This is a genomic window from Kitasatospora sp. NPDC051170 (assembly GCF_044455705.1).
Taxonomy (GTDB): domain Bacteria; phylum Actinomycetota; class Actinomycetes; order Streptomycetales; family Streptomycetaceae; genus Kitasatospora.
The window spans coordinates 15065-31457 of record NZ_JBITFA010000007.1; the positions used below are offsets into that span (position 1 = coordinate 15065).

The 16393-nt window shown below is 70.8% G+C and carries 16 protein-coding genes and 1 pseudogene; 9 read left to right on the forward strand and 8 right to left on the reverse strand.

Features of this window, described 5'->3' with window-relative positions:
- Positions 1 to 154: 154 nt before the first annotated feature.
- From ACIBCA_RS16700 to ACIBCA_RS16715, 4 genes are all read right to left on the reverse strand, one after another.
- The gene (locus tag ACIBCA_RS16700) at positions 155 to 1936 is read right to left on the reverse strand and encodes a CocE/NonD family hydrolase (RefSeq protein WP_396283612.1); all 1782 of its coding nucleotides are present in this window, start codon (positions 1934 to 1936) and stop codon (positions 155 to 157) included.
- Positions 1937 to 2341: 405 nt separating this feature from the next.
- A complete protein-coding gene (locus tag ACIBCA_RS16705) occupies positions 2342 to 3148 on the reverse strand; it encodes a hypothetical protein (RefSeq protein ID WP_396283613.1) in 807 nt (268 codons plus the stop codon).
- Positions 3149 to 3326: 178 nt separating this feature from the next.
- The gene (locus ACIBCA_RS16710) at positions 3327 to 6362 is read right to left on the reverse strand and encodes a hypothetical protein (RefSeq protein ID WP_396283614.1); all 3036 of its coding nucleotides are present in this window, start codon (positions 6360 to 6362) and stop codon (positions 3327 to 3329) included.
- A gap of 249 nt (positions 6363 to 6611) precedes the next feature.
- A complete protein-coding gene (locus tag ACIBCA_RS16715) occupies positions 6612 to 7025 on the reverse strand; it encodes a cold-shock protein (RefSeq protein ID WP_396283615.1) in 414 nt (137 codons plus the stop codon).
- A 183-nt stretch (positions 7026 to 7208) separates the two neighbouring features.
- On the opposite strand from ACIBCA_RS16715, the gene ACIBCA_RS16720 reads away from it, so the two are divergent.
- The 4 genes from ACIBCA_RS16720 to ACIBCA_RS16735 all read left to right on the forward strand — a co-directional run bounded on the left by ACIBCA_RS16720 (position 7209) and on the right by ACIBCA_RS16735 (position 10999).
- A complete protein-coding gene (locus ACIBCA_RS16720) occupies positions 7209 to 8384 on the forward strand; it encodes an alpha/beta hydrolase family protein (protein WP_396283616.1) in 1176 nt (391 codons plus the stop codon).
- Between the two features lie 60 nt (positions 8385 to 8444).
- Positions 8445 to 8987 (forward strand): MOSC domain-containing protein, encoded by a 543-nt coding sequence (locus tag ACIBCA_RS16725; protein WP_396283617.1) that lies wholly within the window; start codon positions 8445 to 8447, stop codon positions 8985 to 8987.
- Between the two features lie 294 nt (positions 8988 to 9281).
- Positions 9282 to 10106: an aldolase gene (locus ACIBCA_RS16730; RefSeq protein ID WP_396283618.1), complete on the forward strand. Its 825-nt coding sequence runs from the start codon at positions 9282 to 9284 to the stop codon at positions 10104 to 10106.
- A 2-nt stretch (positions 10107 to 10108) separates the two neighbouring features.
- Positions 10109 to 10999, forward strand: a complete 891-nt coding sequence (locus tag ACIBCA_RS16735; RefSeq protein WP_396283619.1) for a dihydrodipicolinate synthase family protein — start codon at positions 10109 to 10111, stop codon at positions 10997 to 10999.
- 14 nt (positions 11000 to 11013) lie between these two features.
- Here ACIBCA_RS16735 and ACIBCA_RS16740 read toward each other — a convergent pair whose 3' ends face one another.
- Positions 11014 to 11589, reverse strand: a complete 576-nt coding sequence (locus ACIBCA_RS16740) for a helix-turn-helix domain-containing protein (RefSeq protein ID WP_396283620.1) — start codon at positions 11587 to 11589, stop codon at positions 11014 to 11016.
- 230 nt (positions 11590 to 11819) lie between these two features.
- On the opposite strand from ACIBCA_RS16740, the gene ACIBCA_RS16745 reads away from it, so the two are divergent.
- On the forward strand, positions 11820 to 12524 hold the full coding sequence (locus ACIBCA_RS16745) for a DUF4937 domain-containing protein (protein WP_396283621.1): 705 nt from the start codon (positions 11820 to 11822) through the stop codon (positions 12522 to 12524).
- Positions 12525 to 12555: 31 nt separating this feature from the next.
- Here the strand turns inward: ACIBCA_RS16745 and ACIBCA_RS16750 are convergent, their stop codons facing one another.
- Positions 12556 to 12690, reverse strand: a complete 135-nt coding sequence (locus ACIBCA_RS16750; protein WP_396283622.1) for a hypothetical protein — start codon at positions 12688 to 12690, stop codon at positions 12556 to 12558.
- Positions 12660 to 13247: a TetR/AcrR family transcriptional regulator gene (locus tag ACIBCA_RS16755; protein ID WP_396283623.1), complete on the reverse strand. Its 588-nt coding sequence runs from the start codon at positions 13245 to 13247 to the stop codon at positions 12660 to 12662. The genes ACIBCA_RS16750 and ACIBCA_RS16755 overlap by 31 nt, the downstream gene beginning before the upstream one ends.
- 58 nt (positions 13248 to 13305) lie before the next feature.
- Between ACIBCA_RS16755 and ACIBCA_RS16760 the strand changes: the two genes are divergently transcribed.
- From ACIBCA_RS16760 to ACIBCA_RS16775, 4 genes and pseudogenes are all read left to right on the forward strand, one after another.
- Positions 13306 to 13923, forward strand: a complete 618-nt coding sequence (locus ACIBCA_RS16760) for an SRPBCC family protein (RefSeq protein ID WP_396283624.1) — start codon at positions 13306 to 13308, stop codon at positions 13921 to 13923.
- A 228-nt stretch (positions 13924 to 14151) separates the two neighbouring features.
- The gene (locus ACIBCA_RS16765) at positions 14152 to 14526 is read left to right on the forward strand and encodes a YrhB domain-containing protein (protein WP_396283625.1); all 375 of its coding nucleotides are present in this window, start codon (positions 14152 to 14154) and stop codon (positions 14524 to 14526) included.
- Positions 14490 to 14666: pseudogene (locus ACIBCA_RS16770) on the forward strand (DUF664 domain-containing protein); the annotation flags it as partial. The gene ACIBCA_RS16765 and the pseudogene ACIBCA_RS16770, both read left to right, overlap by 37 nt.
- Positions 14667 to 14778: 112 nt before the next feature.
- Positions 14779 to 15702, forward strand: coding sequence for a CPBP family intramembrane glutamic endopeptidase (locus ACIBCA_RS16775; RefSeq protein WP_396283626.1), 924 nt, complete (start codon positions 14779 to 14781; stop codon positions 15700 to 15702).
- A gap of 7 nt (positions 15703 to 15709) precedes the next feature.
- On the opposite strand, the gene ACIBCA_RS16780 is transcribed toward ACIBCA_RS16775, so the two are convergent.
- Complete coding sequence (locus tag ACIBCA_RS16780; RefSeq protein ID WP_396283627.1) at positions 15710 to 16216, reverse strand: DUF6624 domain-containing protein; 507 nt, start codon at positions 16214 to 16216, stop codon at positions 15710 to 15712.
- Between the last annotated feature and the right edge of the window lie 177 nt (positions 16217 to 16393).

A 16393-nucleotide genomic window follows, 5' to 3' on the forward strand; every position in this document is an offset into this window, starting at 1 on the left:
GGGGGGGGGGGGGGGTGGGGGGGGGGGTTTTGACACCGGTCGTTATTTAAAACCCCCCCCGGCCCCCCCCTTAAAAACCCCCCGCCCCCCCCCGGGGGGGGGCCCCCCCGGGGGGGGGGGGGGGGCGCCCCCACGGCGCCGGCCGTGCCTTCACTCAGCCCAGCGGCAGCTCCAGGACGGACTCCTGCCCGATCGGGGAGGTGATGGTGGTGGTGCCGTCCACCGTGCCGGTGAAGGCGTAGAGCTGGTCGCAGCCGTTCACGGCCAGGGCGAGGCGGTGGCCGTCGGCCAGGTCGTAGGCGGCGGGCTGCAGCGTCCAGCCGACCGTCCGGACCTCACCGGCACCCAGACCGGTGACGGTCAGCGGCTCATGGGTGATGATCCGCGCCGAGCCGTCCGGGGCGACGTCGAAGAGGTAGGCGACGAGCGTGGCGGCGTCGCCCGCGCCGACGCCGACGGAGAGCCGGAGCCGAGCGGCGCCCCGGATGCGGCGCCCGCCCGACAGCGCCTCGGTGGACCAGACCAGCACCCTGTCGGACTCGAAGCCCTCCGGCTCGTAGCCCTTGGGGCTGCCGAACCACTCCTGCTGCCCGGTCGTCATGATCGCGTCCATCGCCGTGGCCCCGGTCGTCCGCCCGGCGAGGAACTCGCGGCTCCAGCCCGAGGACGGCTTGTCGGACAGGGCGCCGCTCCCGTCCGCGCCGTTCAGGTACCACGTCTCGGTGCCGGTGGTGGCCTCGGCCCAGGATCCGAGCGGTTCGCGCCGCGCCGGGACGGTGATCTGCCGGCCGCCGCCGAGGGCCGGGACGGTCTTGTAGGTGAACATCACCTGGCTGTTCACCACCGGCCACTCCGGCACCCCGTTGGGCTTGCCGAACAGGTGGTGGTCGAGCCAGGCGTACGCCTCCAGCATCGGCGTCAGCGCGCCGATGAAGGGCGCGCCGCTCGGGTACCCGGTGATGCCGAGGCCCTCCGGGGCGCCGTGGTCGCCGATCCACAGGTTCAGGTGCTTGGGCACGGTGAGCTTCTCGAAGGTGGCGATCGCCTCGCCGGGCGGGAAGAGGCTCTCGTGCCAGGTGCTGGCGTAGAAGGTGGGAATGCCACGGGAGTTGGTGACGTCGACGTAGGTCTCCGGGGAGCGCTCCTCACCCCAGTCCACCACCTTCTGCATCTCCTGCCCCTTCAGGAAGTTCTGGAGGATCTCCCAGGTGTCCTCGTCGAACCTCTCCTCCTCCTTGCCCACCTCGGCCCCGGTGAAGGCGATCAGCAGCTCCACGGCCTTCACGTGCCGGGTGTCGTTGTCGTAGAGGCTGGTGGCCAGGTTGCCCCAGGTGGCCAGGGCGGCGACGGCGGCGACCCGGTCCTGCGGGTCGTTCGCGGCGACCAGCTGGCTGATCCCCGAGCCGTAGGACAGACCCATCAGCCCGACCTTGCTCGGCGCGAACAGCCCCTCGGCGTGGTCGATCACGGCCGACCCGTCCCGCTGGTCCGTCTCCCCCGCGACGTCGATCAACCCGTTGGAGGAGTAGATCTCACCCACCGCGCCGAACCCGCGCGGGGTGTACGCCAGCACGTGGTAGCCGCGCGCCGCCAGCGTGAGGTACCCGACCATGAACGGCAGCCAGCCGTACGGGTTCCAGCCCGCGGGCACGATCACCACCGGGCGCGGCTCCGAGGTCTGCTGCCTGATCGCGAACCCGGAGAGAGCGACCCCCTCCGCCACGGGGATGCGTGGGAAGGTGACCCCGGCCTGCGCGAGCACCCGGGCCACCAACTCCCGCAGCTCGTCGGGGAGTCCGGCCGCCGGCGCCGCTCCGCCCTGGACGGCCGCGAGCAGCGCCCGGGCGACGGCGAGCACCGACGGGTTGACGTCGAGGGTGCCGTCGCGCCAGATGCCGTGCGCGGCGATGTCGGCGAGCGTCGCCTCGGTGATCACGGGGGTCGGATCTCCGCCTTGCATTGTCATACGAACTGCCCTTTCCTGGAACGCCCGAGCACCCCGAGGGGCGCCGTACGGGCGGATCATGGTCCCGGGCAGGGGAGTTGAAACGAAACACCGGCCGATCACACTCGAATGAGTGGTAAGCGAACGTTTCCGGCAGGTGACCACGGTTCAGCTGCTCTTCACCCCGGCCATGACACCTCGCCGACCGTTCGCCCTCCCACCGTGCCACCTTGCGCCAAGCGCGACTACCAGCCGGTAGCCCCACCCGACCCGAAGGACCGCCGTGAAGCGAACCGCCCCCCTGTCCGCCGCCATGGCCGTCGCCCTCGCCGCAGGCGTGGGGTTCACCGCCGGCACCGCCTCCCCGCCCTGAGAGGCGGGGAGCCGGTCCGGTCGTCAGACGGGGACGTTCTTCATCACGGCGGCGGTCAACGCCGTGAGCTTGCCCTGCAGTTTGTCGAAGTCCGTGCCCCGCCCGTCCGACCACTGGCCCTTGCCGAGCAGCATGCCGTGCCCGAGGGAGGAGAAGCCCTCGACGAACGGGCTCTTCTCGGGCAGCACTCGGAGGCCCGAGTCCTTGGCCGGCACCTGGACACCGGCCTGGTAGGACTCGGGGTGCACGGCCAGCACGTTGATGATGTGGATGCTGTCCATCTGGTCCTTCATGGTGAACAGCGCCAGGTTGTACTGGTTGCCCTCGGCGTCCCGGTACAGCGCGAAGTCGACGCCCACGCAGCCCTGCCCCTGCGTGATCAGCCCGGCCAGGGACGGCCCCACGCTCTCCGCGCTCGTACAGCTCGGCTGCGTCACCCCGGAGAGCAGCGTGTAGCCCTCCACCTGCGCCGGGAAGACGGACATCGGGATCGCGGAGTCCGGAACGCCCGAAAGGGCCTTCTCGGACGGCGAGTTGCTCGCCGCCGGTGCCGCCGCCGCAGGCTGCGCCGAGACGGACGGCGCGGGTGCGGGCGCGGCCGCCGGCGCCGGATCCGGGTCCGCCTTCGTCAGCGTGTACGCCGACACCCCCGCGACGACCAGCAGTGCGGCGGCCAGCGGCAGCACTATGTGACGCCGCGAACGCCGCTGCTCCGGCTGTTCCGTCTGCCCCGGCCGATCGGCCGAACTCGGCTTCGCCGCCCCGTTTTCCTTCTCGAACTCCCGGACGAAGTCGTCCCACGTTCCGCCATCGGATTCACCCTTGGTCACGGGCTCAGAACCTTAGCGGCCGCCTCCGACACCCTGGGAACCGGGGTCCGTTCGGAGCCGCACTTCCTGACTCCCGTACTGATGTGACCTCCTGACGACCCGTGACGCCGTGCGTGCGGGCGACGGCCTGCACGGCATGGTGCAGGCCGTCGCCCTTCTGTCGGCCCAGGTGTTCCGTTTACAGGCGGAACGGATTGCCGCCCTGGCCGGCGAGCAGGTACCAGGCCGTGGCGCCGGTGTGCAGGGAGGCGTAGTAGATGTCGCCCTCGCCGGTGGCGAGGCCGTCGCTGGAGGCGGCCACGATGCCCTGGCCGTCTCCGGTGGGTGCCCCGGCCTGGATCTTGGCGAGGGTGTCCTGGAGGACGGCGGCCTTCTGCGGGTCTCCTTCCGCGCCGCGGGCGTGGTAGGCGGCCAGGAGGTGGGCGGTGCCCTCCAGCCAGACCTTGGAGGTGTCCGCCTTGGCGAAGCTCACCCCGCGGTACGGGCCGTCGGAGGCGGCGAGGTTGGCTTCCGCCCAGTCCACCGAGCGGGAGAAGACCGGGTCCAGGGTGGCCAGGTAGCTCCAGGTCTGGACGTCCTCGGGGACGCTGTCCCGGTTCTGGGTGACACCGTCGGTCCCGGTCCCGGTCCACAGCCGCCCGTCGTCGGCCTGCATCCCCCGGACGAACGCGAACGCGTTGTCCGAGCGGGCCTTCCAGGTCGGGTCGCCGGTGATCTGCGCGAGCATCGCGAAGAACGCGCCCACGTCGATGTTGTGCTCGGTCGCCTTCCACTCCCGACGCACCATGGCGTCCCCGGTGCCGCCGGTGTCGACCCAGCCGCCGGTGTACCCGCCGAGGCCCCGGGTGTCGGCGGCGTTGGTCTGGATCCACTCGGCGACCTTCAGCGCGCCGTCACGGAAGCGCTGCTCGCCGGTCTGCTGGTAGAGGCGGGAGAACGCCATGCCGGCCCAGGCCATGTTGCCGGTGTAGACGGAGAACCCGCCGACGTACGGGGAGCCGTTCGCGGTGACGAAGGGGTTGGGCAGGTAGGACGCGCGAATGCGGCCGTCGGGCACCTTGTCGTGCGCCTGGGCGTAGAGCAGGCTGTCGCCGAGCCGGGTCGCCCTGGCGACGTCGCGGTTCTTGCCCTGGAGCAGCGCGGCGATCATGACGGAGTTGTCGTAGGTGAAGGACGACTGGTAGCCGTCGGGCCCGAACTCCGTGCCGGGGGCGAAGTGCCCGCCGGTGTAGCTCTGCGGCACGCCGAGCCCCGAGGGCGCGTACCGGTCGTGGGTCTTGGCGAGGAAGGACGCCGCCGCCGACATCGAGGCGTCCGGGGCGCCGGCCACCTCGTACGGAACCGTCAGGGTGCCGTCGGTGGGGGACGGGTCGCTGGCGCCCACGCCGTCGCCGCCGCTGACGGGAACGATCGAGAACCGCTGGCTGCGGTCCCCGTCCCTGCACGGCGAGATCGTGGCCACCCCGCTGACCAGCATCTTGTGCGGGGGGAACATCCAGCGGAAGCCCTCCGTCACCTGGAGGCAGTTCTGGCCCAGGTGGATCACGTAGAGGTTCAGGCTCGGATCGTACGCCGCGACGGGGGTGAAGGAGATCGGGTCCCTGATCGTCCCGTGGAGACTGTAGTACGTGTCCTTGTTGCGCAGGACGTATCCGCCCATGACATCCGGGAGTATCTGCCAAGCGGCGCCCGGGCGGTCGGTATCCGTTCCGATGAGTCTGTGGTCGGCCGGGTTCACGGCGACGGCGGCGCCGTTCTCGGCCACGATGGCGACGCGGTCGTAGTCCTCGGGATACACGGGCTGCGCGGCGTTGGTGTAGAGGTCGCCGGGCTTCACGTCGGTCTGCAGGTCGGGGAAGTAGGGACTGGCGACGGTGATCGTCGCCCCCATCGCCTCCAGCACCTGCCGCATGGGGACGAAGTAGATGGTCGTGAAACAGAAGGAGGACCCCACACAGTCCTTCGTGCTCGCCTCGTTCGCCGGGCCCGCCGAGACGATGCCCGCGGCGGTGACCGTGCTGTCGATGGTCCCGTGGTCCGCGCTCAGGCGGGCGCTGTTGGAGGCCATGACGATCGGTCCGCCACTGTCACCGCGCCGGCCCGCGTACGGGTTCAGGTCGGGGGTGGCGGAGTTCTGTGCGACCCTCGGGTCGTTGCTGGTCTTCTTCCTCCCGCCGAAAGCACCGCCGTAGCGCAGTTCCACCTCCTGGCCGTTGCCGTCGAGGGTCTTCGCCTTGTAGTCGAGCTTGTAGTCGACGATCTTGATGTTGCAGGTCGTGCCGGACTTGGCGGCGGTGTTGCAGACCCAGTTGCCGAGCTGGGGCTGTGCGGCGGCGTTGACCCAGACCTTCTGCTGGCCCGGCCCGCCCGGATAGACCGCAGGACCGGTCCACACCTTCGGCTCGAACACGGTCCCCGACATCGGGCTCAAGGCATTGACGTCGTAGGGAAGCCCGTTGGGGCTGGGGATCGGCCTTCCGACGCGCTTCCCGAAGGGGGTGCCGTCGGCTCCCTGCTCGGTCGACTTCCGCTCGTCGATGATGCCCGGAGGGAAGCAGTGGTCGGCGGTCAGCATCACGGGCTGGTTCTGGATCTTGCCCGCGAAACCCGTGGTGCACACGGCGTTCGGGGCCACCATCTGCGCGCCGCCCGCACTGGGGTCGGATCCGCGTGACGGTTCGGACAGCGCCAGCGCCGCCTTTCCGCCCGGGGTCACCGAGACCGGCACGCCCAGGGGCTCGGTCAGCTGCCGGAGCCGCTGGGCGTCCGCCTCCGTGCCGCTGACCGAGATCGCCAGGCCGCCGGTGCCCTGGTCGAGGGAGATGTCGGTGTACGGGATGCCGGCGGACTCGGCGATGGGCCGCACCCGCGCGGACGCCTCGTTCAGCTCCTGCTCGGTGTGACCGGCCGGCTCGACCTTCACCGCGACCGGACTCCTGGCGATGATCGTCCTGGCGGCGGGTGTCAGCGCTCCGCGCCAGTGCACCGTCAGGTGCTTGTCCTCGGGAGAGGCGACCACACTCGCGATGCCCCGGTCCCGGGTCTGGCCCGGAGACTTCTGAAGGGCGTAGGCGGTCTCGTTCATCCGGTCCTGGAGGTTCATCAGCTGGTCCCAGGACGTCGCCGACGCGAGGAGCGCCCGCTCGTGCGCGAGCGGCGCCACACCGGGCCCCGCCGCCACCACCGCCAGAGCCGCGACGGCCAGCAGCGGCACCAGGGGCCGCCGCCGACCTCGCCGGCTCCGCGGCAGGGCAAGACTGTGCAATCGCAAGATTCTCCTCCTGGGTCAGGACATCCTCGACCGCCCGGAGACGGGGACGTCCCGCCGGGGCGCGGCCGGACAGGCCGCCGGAGAACCGCAGGTGACGAACGACTTCAGCCACCGCGGTCGTTCGACGGGCCGTCCCAGATGAGAGAACGATGAGAAGACGATCCGGGGTTCACCAGGACAGGAGAGCCCCCGTCAGCCCTCGACCCAGCCGTTCCGCTTGCCGAACAGGAGGAACTGAGCACGCACGGCGAGGATCTGCTGCCCCGTCAGCTCCGGGACGGTGGTCAGCAGGAGCTCGGTCACCTCCCGGGTGTACTCGGCCGAGCTGAGCACGTCGCACATCGGCTCCGGCCCGTCCCCGACGGACGGGATGACGGCTGCGGGCTGGGCCGACCGGGCCTGCTGCTCCGTGAGCCGGACCCGGGACGCCTTCAGCCCGCGGTCGCCGTCCTCGATCTCGAACTCGACCATGAGTCCGGACTGGATGGACGCCTCGGGAATGAGCAGATCATTCACGTGCAGGAAGACGTCCTCCCCGCCGTGCTCCGGCGCGATGAACCCGTAACCGCGCATACCGTCGAACCGGACCACCCGACCAACAGCCATCCCCACCAACCCCCACACCCTCGCAGCGACGAACACCGCGCCCGTCGACCTGCGGAGGATCGTAACAACCCCGGCCGCACGACGTAGTCCCGGCGTATGACTCCGGTACCTCTCGGGGGCTACCGACGACACCGGACCGTGGGGTGATTCGACGCGAGAGCCGCGGAACCTACCGTCCACCCCATGAAACGCAACCGCCGCATCAGCGCTGTCGCAGCCCTCGCCCTCGCCGCCGTCGTCGCCGGAACCGGCACCGGGTTCGCCGCCACGACCACGCCGGTGACCGCACCGGCAGCGGCCACCGCGCCCACGCGGACCTTCCAGGGCGTGCTCCCCGCGCCGACCGGGCCGTACGCCGCAGGTGAGGAGATCATCCACCTCACCGACACGAACCGGATCGACCCGTGGGTGCCGTCGTCCGGTCCCCGCCAGCTGGCCGTCACGATGATCTACCCGGCCGTCGCCGGGACCGGGACTCCGGCCCCCTACATGACCCTCGCCGAGGCAGCCGGACACATCCAGAAGGCGAAGATACCGGCGAGTTCCGGCATCACCCCGCAGACCCTTGCCGGCATCACCACCCAAGCCTTCGACGGCGCGCGGCCGCAGAGGGGCAAGTATCCGCTGGTCGTCCTCTCACCCGGGTTCGGGGACCCGCGCATGGTGCTCACCTCGCTCGCGACCGAGCTGGCCAGTCACGGCTACGTCGTCGCCGTCGTCGGGCCCACCCACGAGGACGGCGGCGAGACACTGGCGGACGGCCGGACGCCGCCGTGCGCGATCTGCGATCACCCGGAAACGCTCGACTTCAACTCCGTCACCGCCAGCCGCGCGCTGGACATGTCCTTCGTGATCGACCGGTTGACGCACGGCAACACCGCGTGGCGCCTGGCACACCTCATCGACAAGCACGAGATCGGCATGGCCGGACACTCCATCGGCGGATCGGCGGCCGCCACCACGATGATCGCCGACCCGCGCGTACAGGCCGGAGTGAACCTGGACGGCACCTTCCACCCGGCCCCGCTGCCCGGCCAGATCGACCGGCCGTTCCTCATGATGGACGGGGCCGAAAACCTCCCGGCCGACAGTGCCGGCGACTGGGGGAAGGCATGGGACGCCCTCGGCGGCTACAAGAAGTGGATGGCGGTCACCGGCGCCAACCACGCCAGCTTCACCGACGTGGACCTGCTCGAGCAGCAGGCCGGCTTCCCGGTGCCACCCCTCTCCCCGGCGCGCGGAGTGGAGATCACCCGCGAGTACGTGACGGCGTTCTTCGACCGGACGCTGAAGGGGATCTGTAGCCCGCTCCTGGACGGCCCCACGCCGGACAACCCGGAGGTCCTCCTCCAGAACTAGTGCGGCACTGAACTAGGCTCGCCAAAGGTTCATCGCGGTCGAAAGAGGAGGGTCTGCGACATGAGCGGGACGGTCACGGCGGTCAGCAGCAATGGCGAGTACTCGTTCACCAAGCCCAACCGGGACAGCATCGTGCTGCTCGCGGGGCTCGGGGTGGAGGGGGACGTGCACGCCGGGGTGACGGTCAAGCACCGCTCGCGGGTCAAGAGGGACCCGACCGTGCTGAACCTGCGGCAGGTGCACCTGATCCATGAGGAGCTCCTCGCCGAGGTCGGCGGGGCGGGGTTCAAGGTGGCGCCGGGAGACCTCGGCGAGAACATCACCACGAGCGGCGTGGATCTGTTGGGACTGCCCGTCGGGACGCTGCTGCGGATAGGTGACGAGGCGGTGGTGGAGGTCACGGGCCTGCGCAATCCGTGTGCGCAGATCGACAACTTCCAGGACGGGCTGTTGAAGAAGCTCGTCTTCCGCGACGAGGAGGGGAAGATCGTCCGGAAGGCCGGAATCATGAGTGTCGTGCAGGTGGGTGGCGAGGTACGGCCCGGCGACACGATCACGGTGGAACTGCCGGCCGAGCCGCACCGGCCCCTGGACATGGTTTAGAGGAGGTCGGACTGCTGGGGCATCTGGGACCGCGCCCGCCACGACCACCTCCGCGCCCCCGCCTCCCCCGACCGCATCCGCCGCTTCGACACCCGCTCCGCCGCCGAGTCCCACCTCCGCACCCTCTCCTGACCCCACACCCGTGCCGCCCCGGGGTGGGCCCGGGGCGGCGCAGGCGCTCACCATCTCGACGCAGGACACGTCGTGTCCTAAAGTGAACGGCGTGTCATTGCGGCGGACCGGTCCGCCGCGCCGGCGCCCGTCACCACCGAAGAGTGAAGGAGACGCACAGCCATGACCGGCACGTTCGAAGCGGGCAAGTCCGAGCTGGTGGATCTCGCCCACCGTCGGATGCAGACCGCGATCCCCGACAGTGGCTGGACGGTGCGGCAGAAACTCGCCCTGACCTGCCGCATCCTGTTCGACGCCGGGCACGACTCCGGCCTGGCCGGGCAGATCACCGCCCGGGCCGAGCGCCCGGGGACGTACTACACGCAACAACTGGGCCTCGGATTCGACGAGATCACCGAATCCAACCTGCTCCTGGTGGACGAGGACCTCAACGTCCTGGAAGGCGACGGGATGGCCAACCCGGCCAACCGGTTCCACAGTTGGGTCTACCGCGCCCGCCCGGACGTCACCTGCATCATCCACACCCACCCGCTGCACATCTCCGCGCTGTCGATGCTGGAGACCCCGCTGATCGTCTCCCACATGGACATCTGCCCGCTGTACGACGACTGCGCGTTCCTGGAGAAGTGGCCCGGAATCCCCGTCGGCAACGAGGAGGGCGAGATCATCACGGCCGCGCTCGGCGACAAGCGGGCCCTGCTCCTGGCCCACCACGGCCAGTTGGTCGCCACCGGCACCATCGAGGAGGCGTGCACCCTCGCCCTCCTCTTCGAGCGCGCCGCCAAGCTCCAACTCCTCGCGAGCGCCGCCGGAAAGATCCAGGAGATCCCCCGACTGCTGGCCGCCGAGGCCCACGACTGGATCTCCACACCCAAGCGCGGCCAGGCGAACTTCGCCTACTACGCCCGCCGCGCCCTCCGGGCCGGCCACGGCGACGCCCTGAGCACCGCCACCGCCGCCACCACCCCCTCACAGAACGGGTCCTGACCATGGCCGCCACCGTCCTCGAGGGGATCATCGCCTACCCGGTGACCCCGTTCTCCCGCACCGACGGCAATCCCGACCTCGCCCAACTCGCTGCCCTCATCGACCGGTTGGTCACCTCCGGCTGCCACGCCATCGCCCCGCTCGGCTCCACCGGCGAGAGCGCCTACCTGGACGACCAGGAGTGGTACGACATCGCCGAGGCCTCCGTCTCCGCCGTGGCGGGCCGGGTGCCGACCGTCGTCGGCATCGCCGACCTCACCACCCGCAGCGCCGTGCGCCGCGCCCGGTTCGCCGAACGGGCCGGTGCCGACGTGGTGATGGTCCTGCCGCTGTCGTACTGGAAGCTCGACGAACGCGAGATCACCCGGCACTACACCGAGATCGCCGACGCGATCGGCATCCCGCTGATGATCTACAACAACCCGGGCACCGCCGGGGTCGACCTCACGCCCGAACTCATGCACCGGCTGGTCGACCAGGTCGAGAACATCACCATGGTCAAGGAGAGCAGCGGCGACATCCAGCGCATGCACCGCCTCGCCCAACTCTCCGACGGCGCACTGCCGTTCTACAACGGCTCCAACCCCCTGGCCCTGGAGGCGTTCGCGGCGGGCGCGGCCGGCTGGTGCACGGCGGCGCCCTGCGTCATCCCGGACCTCGCCCTGGAGCTGTACCGGGCCGTACGCGCCGGGGAGCTGGAGACGGCCCGCCGGGTCTTCTACCGGCAGCTGCCCGTCCTGCAGTTCCTGCTCGGCGGCGGCCTGCCGACCACCGTCAAGGCGGGCCTGGCACTCCAGGGCCTGGACGTCGGCGAGCCCCGACACCCGCTGCTGCCCCTGGACGTGGCGCGGACGGAACGGCTGGCCGCCCTGCTGGCCGAGGCGGCTCGGTAGACCCGTCTGCCCGGTCAGGGCAGCTCGGGAACCCGCTCCGAGGGGCCGGCCGGGTCGTCGTGGATCACCACGAGGATCTCGGCCGGCTCCACCCCGGTGCTCCGACACCGGTGCGGCAGCGCCGAGTTGAAGTAGACGCTGTCCCCCGGGCGCAGCTCGACCGTCCGCTCGGGGAACTCCAGCTCCGCCGTACCCGCGTGGACGAACAGGAACTCCTCGCCCGCATGGGACTTGAACACGGACCCCGTCGCATCGATCGGCGGGTACATCACGAACGGCACCATCTGCTTCCCGCTGAGGCCCGTCGCGATGCCCTCGTAGCGCGGGGCACCGGGGCCACCGCCCTCGGCGATCGGAGTGCGCTCACCCGCGCGGACGACGGTGACCAGCTCGGGCTCCACCTCGTCCGAGAACAGCCGACCGACGTCAACTTTGAGTGCGTGCGCCAACTTGAGCGCCGTCGAGATCGACGGCTCGCTGATCCCACGCTCCACCTTCGACAGATAGCTCTTGGTCACACCGACCTGCTCCGCGAGCGCCTCCAGGCTGAGCCGGTTCTGCTTCCGCAGCACCCTCAGTCTGCTGCTCATGCGCCACCCCTCACCTGCGGAACCGTCCGATCCATTATCCACCCGGCCCGTGATCGAGATCCTCGGGAACACGGGCCTGCTCACCCAGCCGCTCCTCGACCTCGACACCATCGAGGCCCGGGCTACGACCCAAGCCGTAGGCCCATGGTCTCGATCTCCCCCGCCCGAAGGCCGATTGCGGCTCGTCCGGACCCTCCGTCGATCATGGGATCCGTCGGGACTCGGTACGGATGGAAGGCAGGCGGCACATGTGGGGCAAGTGGATCGGCTGCAGCGTACCCACGGAGTCGCGGGAGCGGTTCTCCGCCGCCCAGCGCGCCTGGTCCTCGATCAGCGACCAGCCGGGCCTGATCGGACAGGTCGGCGGCTGGGACCCGGCCACCGGCCGTGCACAGCTGCTGGCCCTCTGGACCGACGAGGACGCCTACCGCCGCTTCATGCGCGAGGGGCACGACGCCGTCACCGCCGCCAACCGACAGAGCACCAGCTACACCGCGATCGACGTCGCCACCGGCGAGGTCGTCCTCGACATGCCCGGCGATGCCGGAACCGCCCTCCCCCTCGCCCTCGAGCGCGCCACCCTCCTCCGCGTCGCCGACTGCCGCCTCCTCCCCGGCCGCGACGACCACTTCCTCCACATCCAACGCCACCTGTGGGCACCCGGCATGGCCGCCGCCGGAGGCATGCTCACCGGCGTCGTCACCCGCCTCGAACCCCACCGCTACCTCGTCACCACCCTCTGGTCCACCCCCGCCGCCCACCAGCACTACACCACCCACCACCTCCCGACCCTCCTCTCCCGGGCCACCCTCCAGCAGGACGTCGACTCCATGACCGGCCACACACTCCCCCTCGAACCGACCTGGCGCGTCAACTCCGCACAGGATCGGCACGGCTCTGACCTGGCCCGACAGGGCTCGGACGGTCCTTCGTAGGCCACCCGCCTCCTCTCGAGAGGACGAAGCGTCAGTACAGCGGCTCGGCGAACCAGGGGTAGTCGTCGGGGTTGCGCATCTGCGTGAGGAGGACGGCAGGTTCGTCGGTGACCTCGGTGTCGAGGAAGGCGTCGTTCAGTGCCGGCCGAGGAGGGTGACCGCGCACTGCTCCGCGAGCTCCTCCGCGTGGGCCGGAAGTGGTGTTCCGCCCCGTAGGTGACGTCGCACCACAGCGAGCGGTAGATCGATGACGGCCAGGGCGACCCGGTCGATGTCGGCGGCCGTGGTGGCGCCGAGGCGGTCCGCGAGCGCCGCCACCGCTCTGCGTGCCCGCTGATTGCCACGCTGTGCGCGACGAACGTGATCCTCGGGCCACTCGGCCTTGCCGAAGGCATCGGCTCCGTGCAGGAGGACGGTGGCCTGCTCGGGAAAGGCGCGGCTCCACGAGACCACGTGCCGGGCCGCCGCCCCGCCCGCCAGGTGCGGCTCCGGACGGGAGTCGAGGGCCGCGAGGCAGCCCTCCTGGAACGTTTCCACGGTGCGCAGCCACAGCTCCGCCAGCAGGACCGTGCGTTGGGGGAAGCGGTGGTAGACCGAGCCGTTGGGTGCGCCGCTCTCCCTGGCGACCGCCGACATCGTCACCGCAGCCGGCCCGGCGGCGGCCGCCAGCCGCACGGCGGTGTCGAGCAGCAGGGATTCGTCGTATCTGGATGGTCTGGCCATGTAATGGAGAGTACTCTCCACTTCAATTGGAGAAGGCCATCCAAAACCAGGAGGACGCATGGCCGTGCTGAACATCCACGAGCGCAGGATCCCCGGGCCGCCGGACCAGGTCGGCGCCCTCATCGACGGCCTCTCCGGCGAGGACGACCAACTGTGGCCGGGGCGAGACTGGCCGAGGCTGCGACTGGACGCCGGACTCGCGGTCGGCTCCTCCGGCGGGCACGGCCCCATCGGCTACACGGTGAGCGGCTACGCGCCGGGCAACTGGATTCGGTTCGAGTTCACCGCTCCCAGAGGCTTCAACGGCTTCCACGAGTTCTCCGTCCACCCCGCGGACGACGGCGGCGCGGTACTGCGGCACACCCTCGCGATGACCACGCGCGGAGCCGCCAGGCTCACCTGGCCGCTCGCCTTCCGCCGGCTGCACGACGCGCTGCTCGAGGACAGCCTCGATCGCGCGGAGCGAGTCTGCGGCAGCGAGCCTCGAACACCCGCAAACTGGAGCCGGTACGTCAGGCTGCTGCGGCTCCTGCGCCGCACCTACCCCGACACCACGAGCTCGATCCAAGCGGCGCGCTGCTCCTCAAATCCTTCACCTGTTCCATCCTCAGGTCCGCGGGCAGCCGAAGCCTCGCCGCTGAACGCCAGGGAGGTCAGTCGCCCGCGAGCCAGGTGAATCGGTCGGAGGAGGGTCTGGGCCGCAGCCCAGGAAGCCACCAGTCACTACCGGGCCTTGGCCGCGGCAACCCGACACGCTTCGAGTCCCGTCTCCAGGTGTCATTGGACAAGGTGGCACGGCTCAAGAGCCGCACACCGATGTCGGCCGGCTCCCCGGCCGGGCACGCCGACGAACGGCCCCGGCCCGCCCGGAAGCCGGGTTGACCAGTGGTGAACGATGGGCAGCATGATCTCCAGAGAACGTGCCGTCGAGCTCGTCGAGAGCCTGCTCGCCAGGAAGCCGCCCACCGGGGCCGAGGGCCGCGAGTTGGCCGTGGTGTCCGTGAAGAAGCACGAGTTCGGCTGGGCCGTCTTCTGGAACTCGGCGGAGTTCGCGCGGACCCGCGACCGCCACCGCATGCTGGTCGGCAGCGGCCCGTACCTGGTGGACGGGCTGGACGGGAGCATCCACCACATTCCCACCACCACGTGGATGGGCGGGGGTTGGGAGGAGCTCTACCTCCGGCAGGTCCGGGGGGACGGGTCGCCGGGCCCGGTCGCCGCTGACGAGGGCCGGCCCCGGCGGCTCCCCGTCGAGACGCTGGCCGGGCCGGTCCGGTAGGAGCGCGAAAACGGATCCGGTGGCGGGAGGAGCCGTACTCGCTCCGCTACATCCTCACGCACATGATCGAGGAGTACGCGCGGCACAACGGGCACGCGGACCTGCTGCGCGAGCTCGTCGACGGAAGCACCGGCGAGTAGCGGCCGCCCGCTTAGCACCTCCGGTGGGCCGCCGGACACCTGGAAAACTGCACCTTTCCACCGGCAGTGCACGTGATTCCGGGGCGTCCTTCGCGTCCGTAGCGTCATCGGCATGATGACGACGACGACGACTCGAACACCGCCACCTCGTACGGCCCGCCGGCGCGGCCTGCCGCTCTTCCTGCTCCTCGCCTACGCCGGGATGTGGGCGGCCATGGCGCCGCTGCTCGCCGACGGCTACCGGCGGGCCGACGCCCGGGAGGAGGTCGGCGGCCTGGAGCAGGCGTGCATCGGCGCCGCGATGCTCACTCCGGCGCTGGCGGCGCTGTTCGTGGTCCGCTTCCTCGAGCGCCGACGCGGAGGGGTGCGGGACGCCCTCGCGTTGCGGTGGCCCCGGCCCTGGGGCCGGGCGCTGCGGGACTGTCTGCTGCCGGTCGGGGTGCTCGGCGGGCTGACGGCCGCGGTGTTGGCGCTCGGTGCGCTGGCGGGGAGTTATCCGTTCGCCGGGTTCGGGGCGCTGGACGCGGGGGCGGTCGGATCCTGGGCTGTGCAGGGTGTGGTCGGGATGGTGGTGTCGCTGCCGCTGTTCTTCGGGGAGGAACTCGGTTGGCAGGGCTTCCTGTTCCCCCGGCTGGTGGACCGAAAGAACACCTCCGCGCCGCTGGTCAGGGCGTACCTGCTCACCGGTACGGCCTTCGCGCTCTGGCACCTGCCGCCGCTGCTGATGGGCGGGCAGTATCCGGGGCGGCCCTGGTACGTGGCGGTGCCCGCGTTCGTGGTGAGCTGTGCGCTGGTCCTGCCGGTCTTCACGTGGCTGCGGCTGCGGTCGGGGTCGGTGGTCCCGGCGGTGCTGGCGCACACGTTCGCGAGCAGCATGAGCGTGTCGATGGTCAGGGAATTCGCGGCCCCCGAGGCCGAGTTGGATCCGCTCACCATGAGTCTCGCCGGCTGGCCGGGGTGGATCGTCCTCGGCGCGTTCGTGGCCTTCCTGGCGCGCACCGGCCGGCTGCGGCCGTCCCGGTACGACCGGGGGTAGCGGGCCCTCAGGGGGCGGCGAACCGGGCCACGTACTCGTCGAACGGCGGGATGCCGACCTCCGCCCGGCGCTCGTCCATCCGCTCGGGCTCCTCGCAGGGCCACGGGACGGGCGCGCCCTCGCGCACCCCGGCGATCTGCGTGCCGTAGATCTGCGGGCGGCCTTCGTTGACGAGCGTACGGTCGCGCAGGAAGGCGACGTCGCGCGGGCTGACGTGACCCCCGGCGGCCTCCTCCTCCATCAGCCTCAACGCCCGCCGCTGGATGTCGAGTTGGCGGTCCGCGTGCTGCGCGATCAGCCACGCGGCCCGGGCCGCCTCCTCGCCGACCAGGTCGGCGGTGGGCCAACCGCAGGCGTCCATCAGCTCGTTGAGCCGGTCCGCGTGGCGCGCCGTGAGCCGCCGCCACTCCAGTTGCTCCGCCGGGTCCTCGCTGTTCGCCAGCGGGGCCCCTCGGTGGTCGGCCTCGGCCATGCCGGTCAACTCCATTGCCAGCGCCGCGATCTCCGATGCCATCCCCTGCTCCGTTCCCCTCGGCTCATGCCGGTCCACAGGAAACCCTAGGTGTGCCGAGCACCACGGAATCTCCTGCTCAAGGACGGTGACAGGCCCATCCGGAGGCTGGGATACTGAAGCTGGCCCGAAGAGCGAAGGACCGGACGGACAACCGGTCGTAGGCGTCCTGTTAACCTG

Excerpts from the sequence above, each read along its gene's own strand:
- ACIBCA_RS16775 (WP_396283626.1), top strand. The coding sequence starts at position 14,779 with ATGATGACGACGACGACGACTCGAACACCGCCACCTCGTACGGCCCGC.
- ACIBCA_RS16715 (WP_396283615.1), bottom strand. The coding sequence starts at position 7,025 with ATGGCTGTTGGTCGGGTGGTCCGGTTCGACGGTATGCGCGGTTACGGG.
- ACIBCA_RS16780 (WP_396283627.1), bottom strand. The coding sequence starts at position 16,216 with ATGGCATCGGAGATCGCGGCGCTGGCAATGGAGTTGACCGGCATGGCC.
- ACIBCA_RS16765 (WP_396283625.1), top strand. The coding sequence starts at position 14,152 with ATGATCTCCAGAGAACGTGCCGTCGAGCTCGTCGAGAGCCTGCTCGCC.
- ACIBCA_RS16725 (WP_396283617.1), top strand. The coding sequence starts at position 8,445 with ATGAGCGGGACGGTCACGGCGGTCAGCAGCAATGGCGAGTACTCGTTC.
- ACIBCA_RS16735 (WP_396283619.1), top strand. The coding sequence starts at position 10,109 with ATGGCCGCCACCGTCCTCGAGGGGATCATCGCCTACCCGGTGACCCCG.
- ACIBCA_RS16720 (WP_396283616.1), top strand. The coding sequence starts at position 7,209 with ATGAAACGCAACCGCCGCATCAGCGCTGTCGCAGCCCTCGCCCTCGCC.
- ACIBCA_RS16740 (WP_396283620.1), bottom strand. The coding sequence starts at position 11,589 with ATGAGCAGCAGACTGAGGGTGCTGCGGAAGCAGAACCGGCTCAGCCTG.
- ACIBCA_RS16755 (WP_396283623.1), bottom strand. The coding sequence starts at position 13,247 with ATGGCCAGACCATCCAGATACGACGAATCCCTGCTGCTCGACACCGCC.
- ACIBCA_RS16730 (WP_396283618.1), top strand. The coding sequence starts at position 9,282 with ATGACCGGCACGTTCGAAGCGGGCAAGTCCGAGCTGGTGGATCTCGCC.
- ACIBCA_RS16745 (WP_396283621.1), top strand. The coding sequence starts at position 11,820 with ATGGAAGGCAGGCGGCACATGTGGGGCAAGTGGATCGGCTGCAGCGTA.
- ACIBCA_RS16760 (WP_396283624.1), top strand. The coding sequence starts at position 13,306 with ATGGCCGTGCTGAACATCCACGAGCGCAGGATCCCCGGGCCGCCGGAC.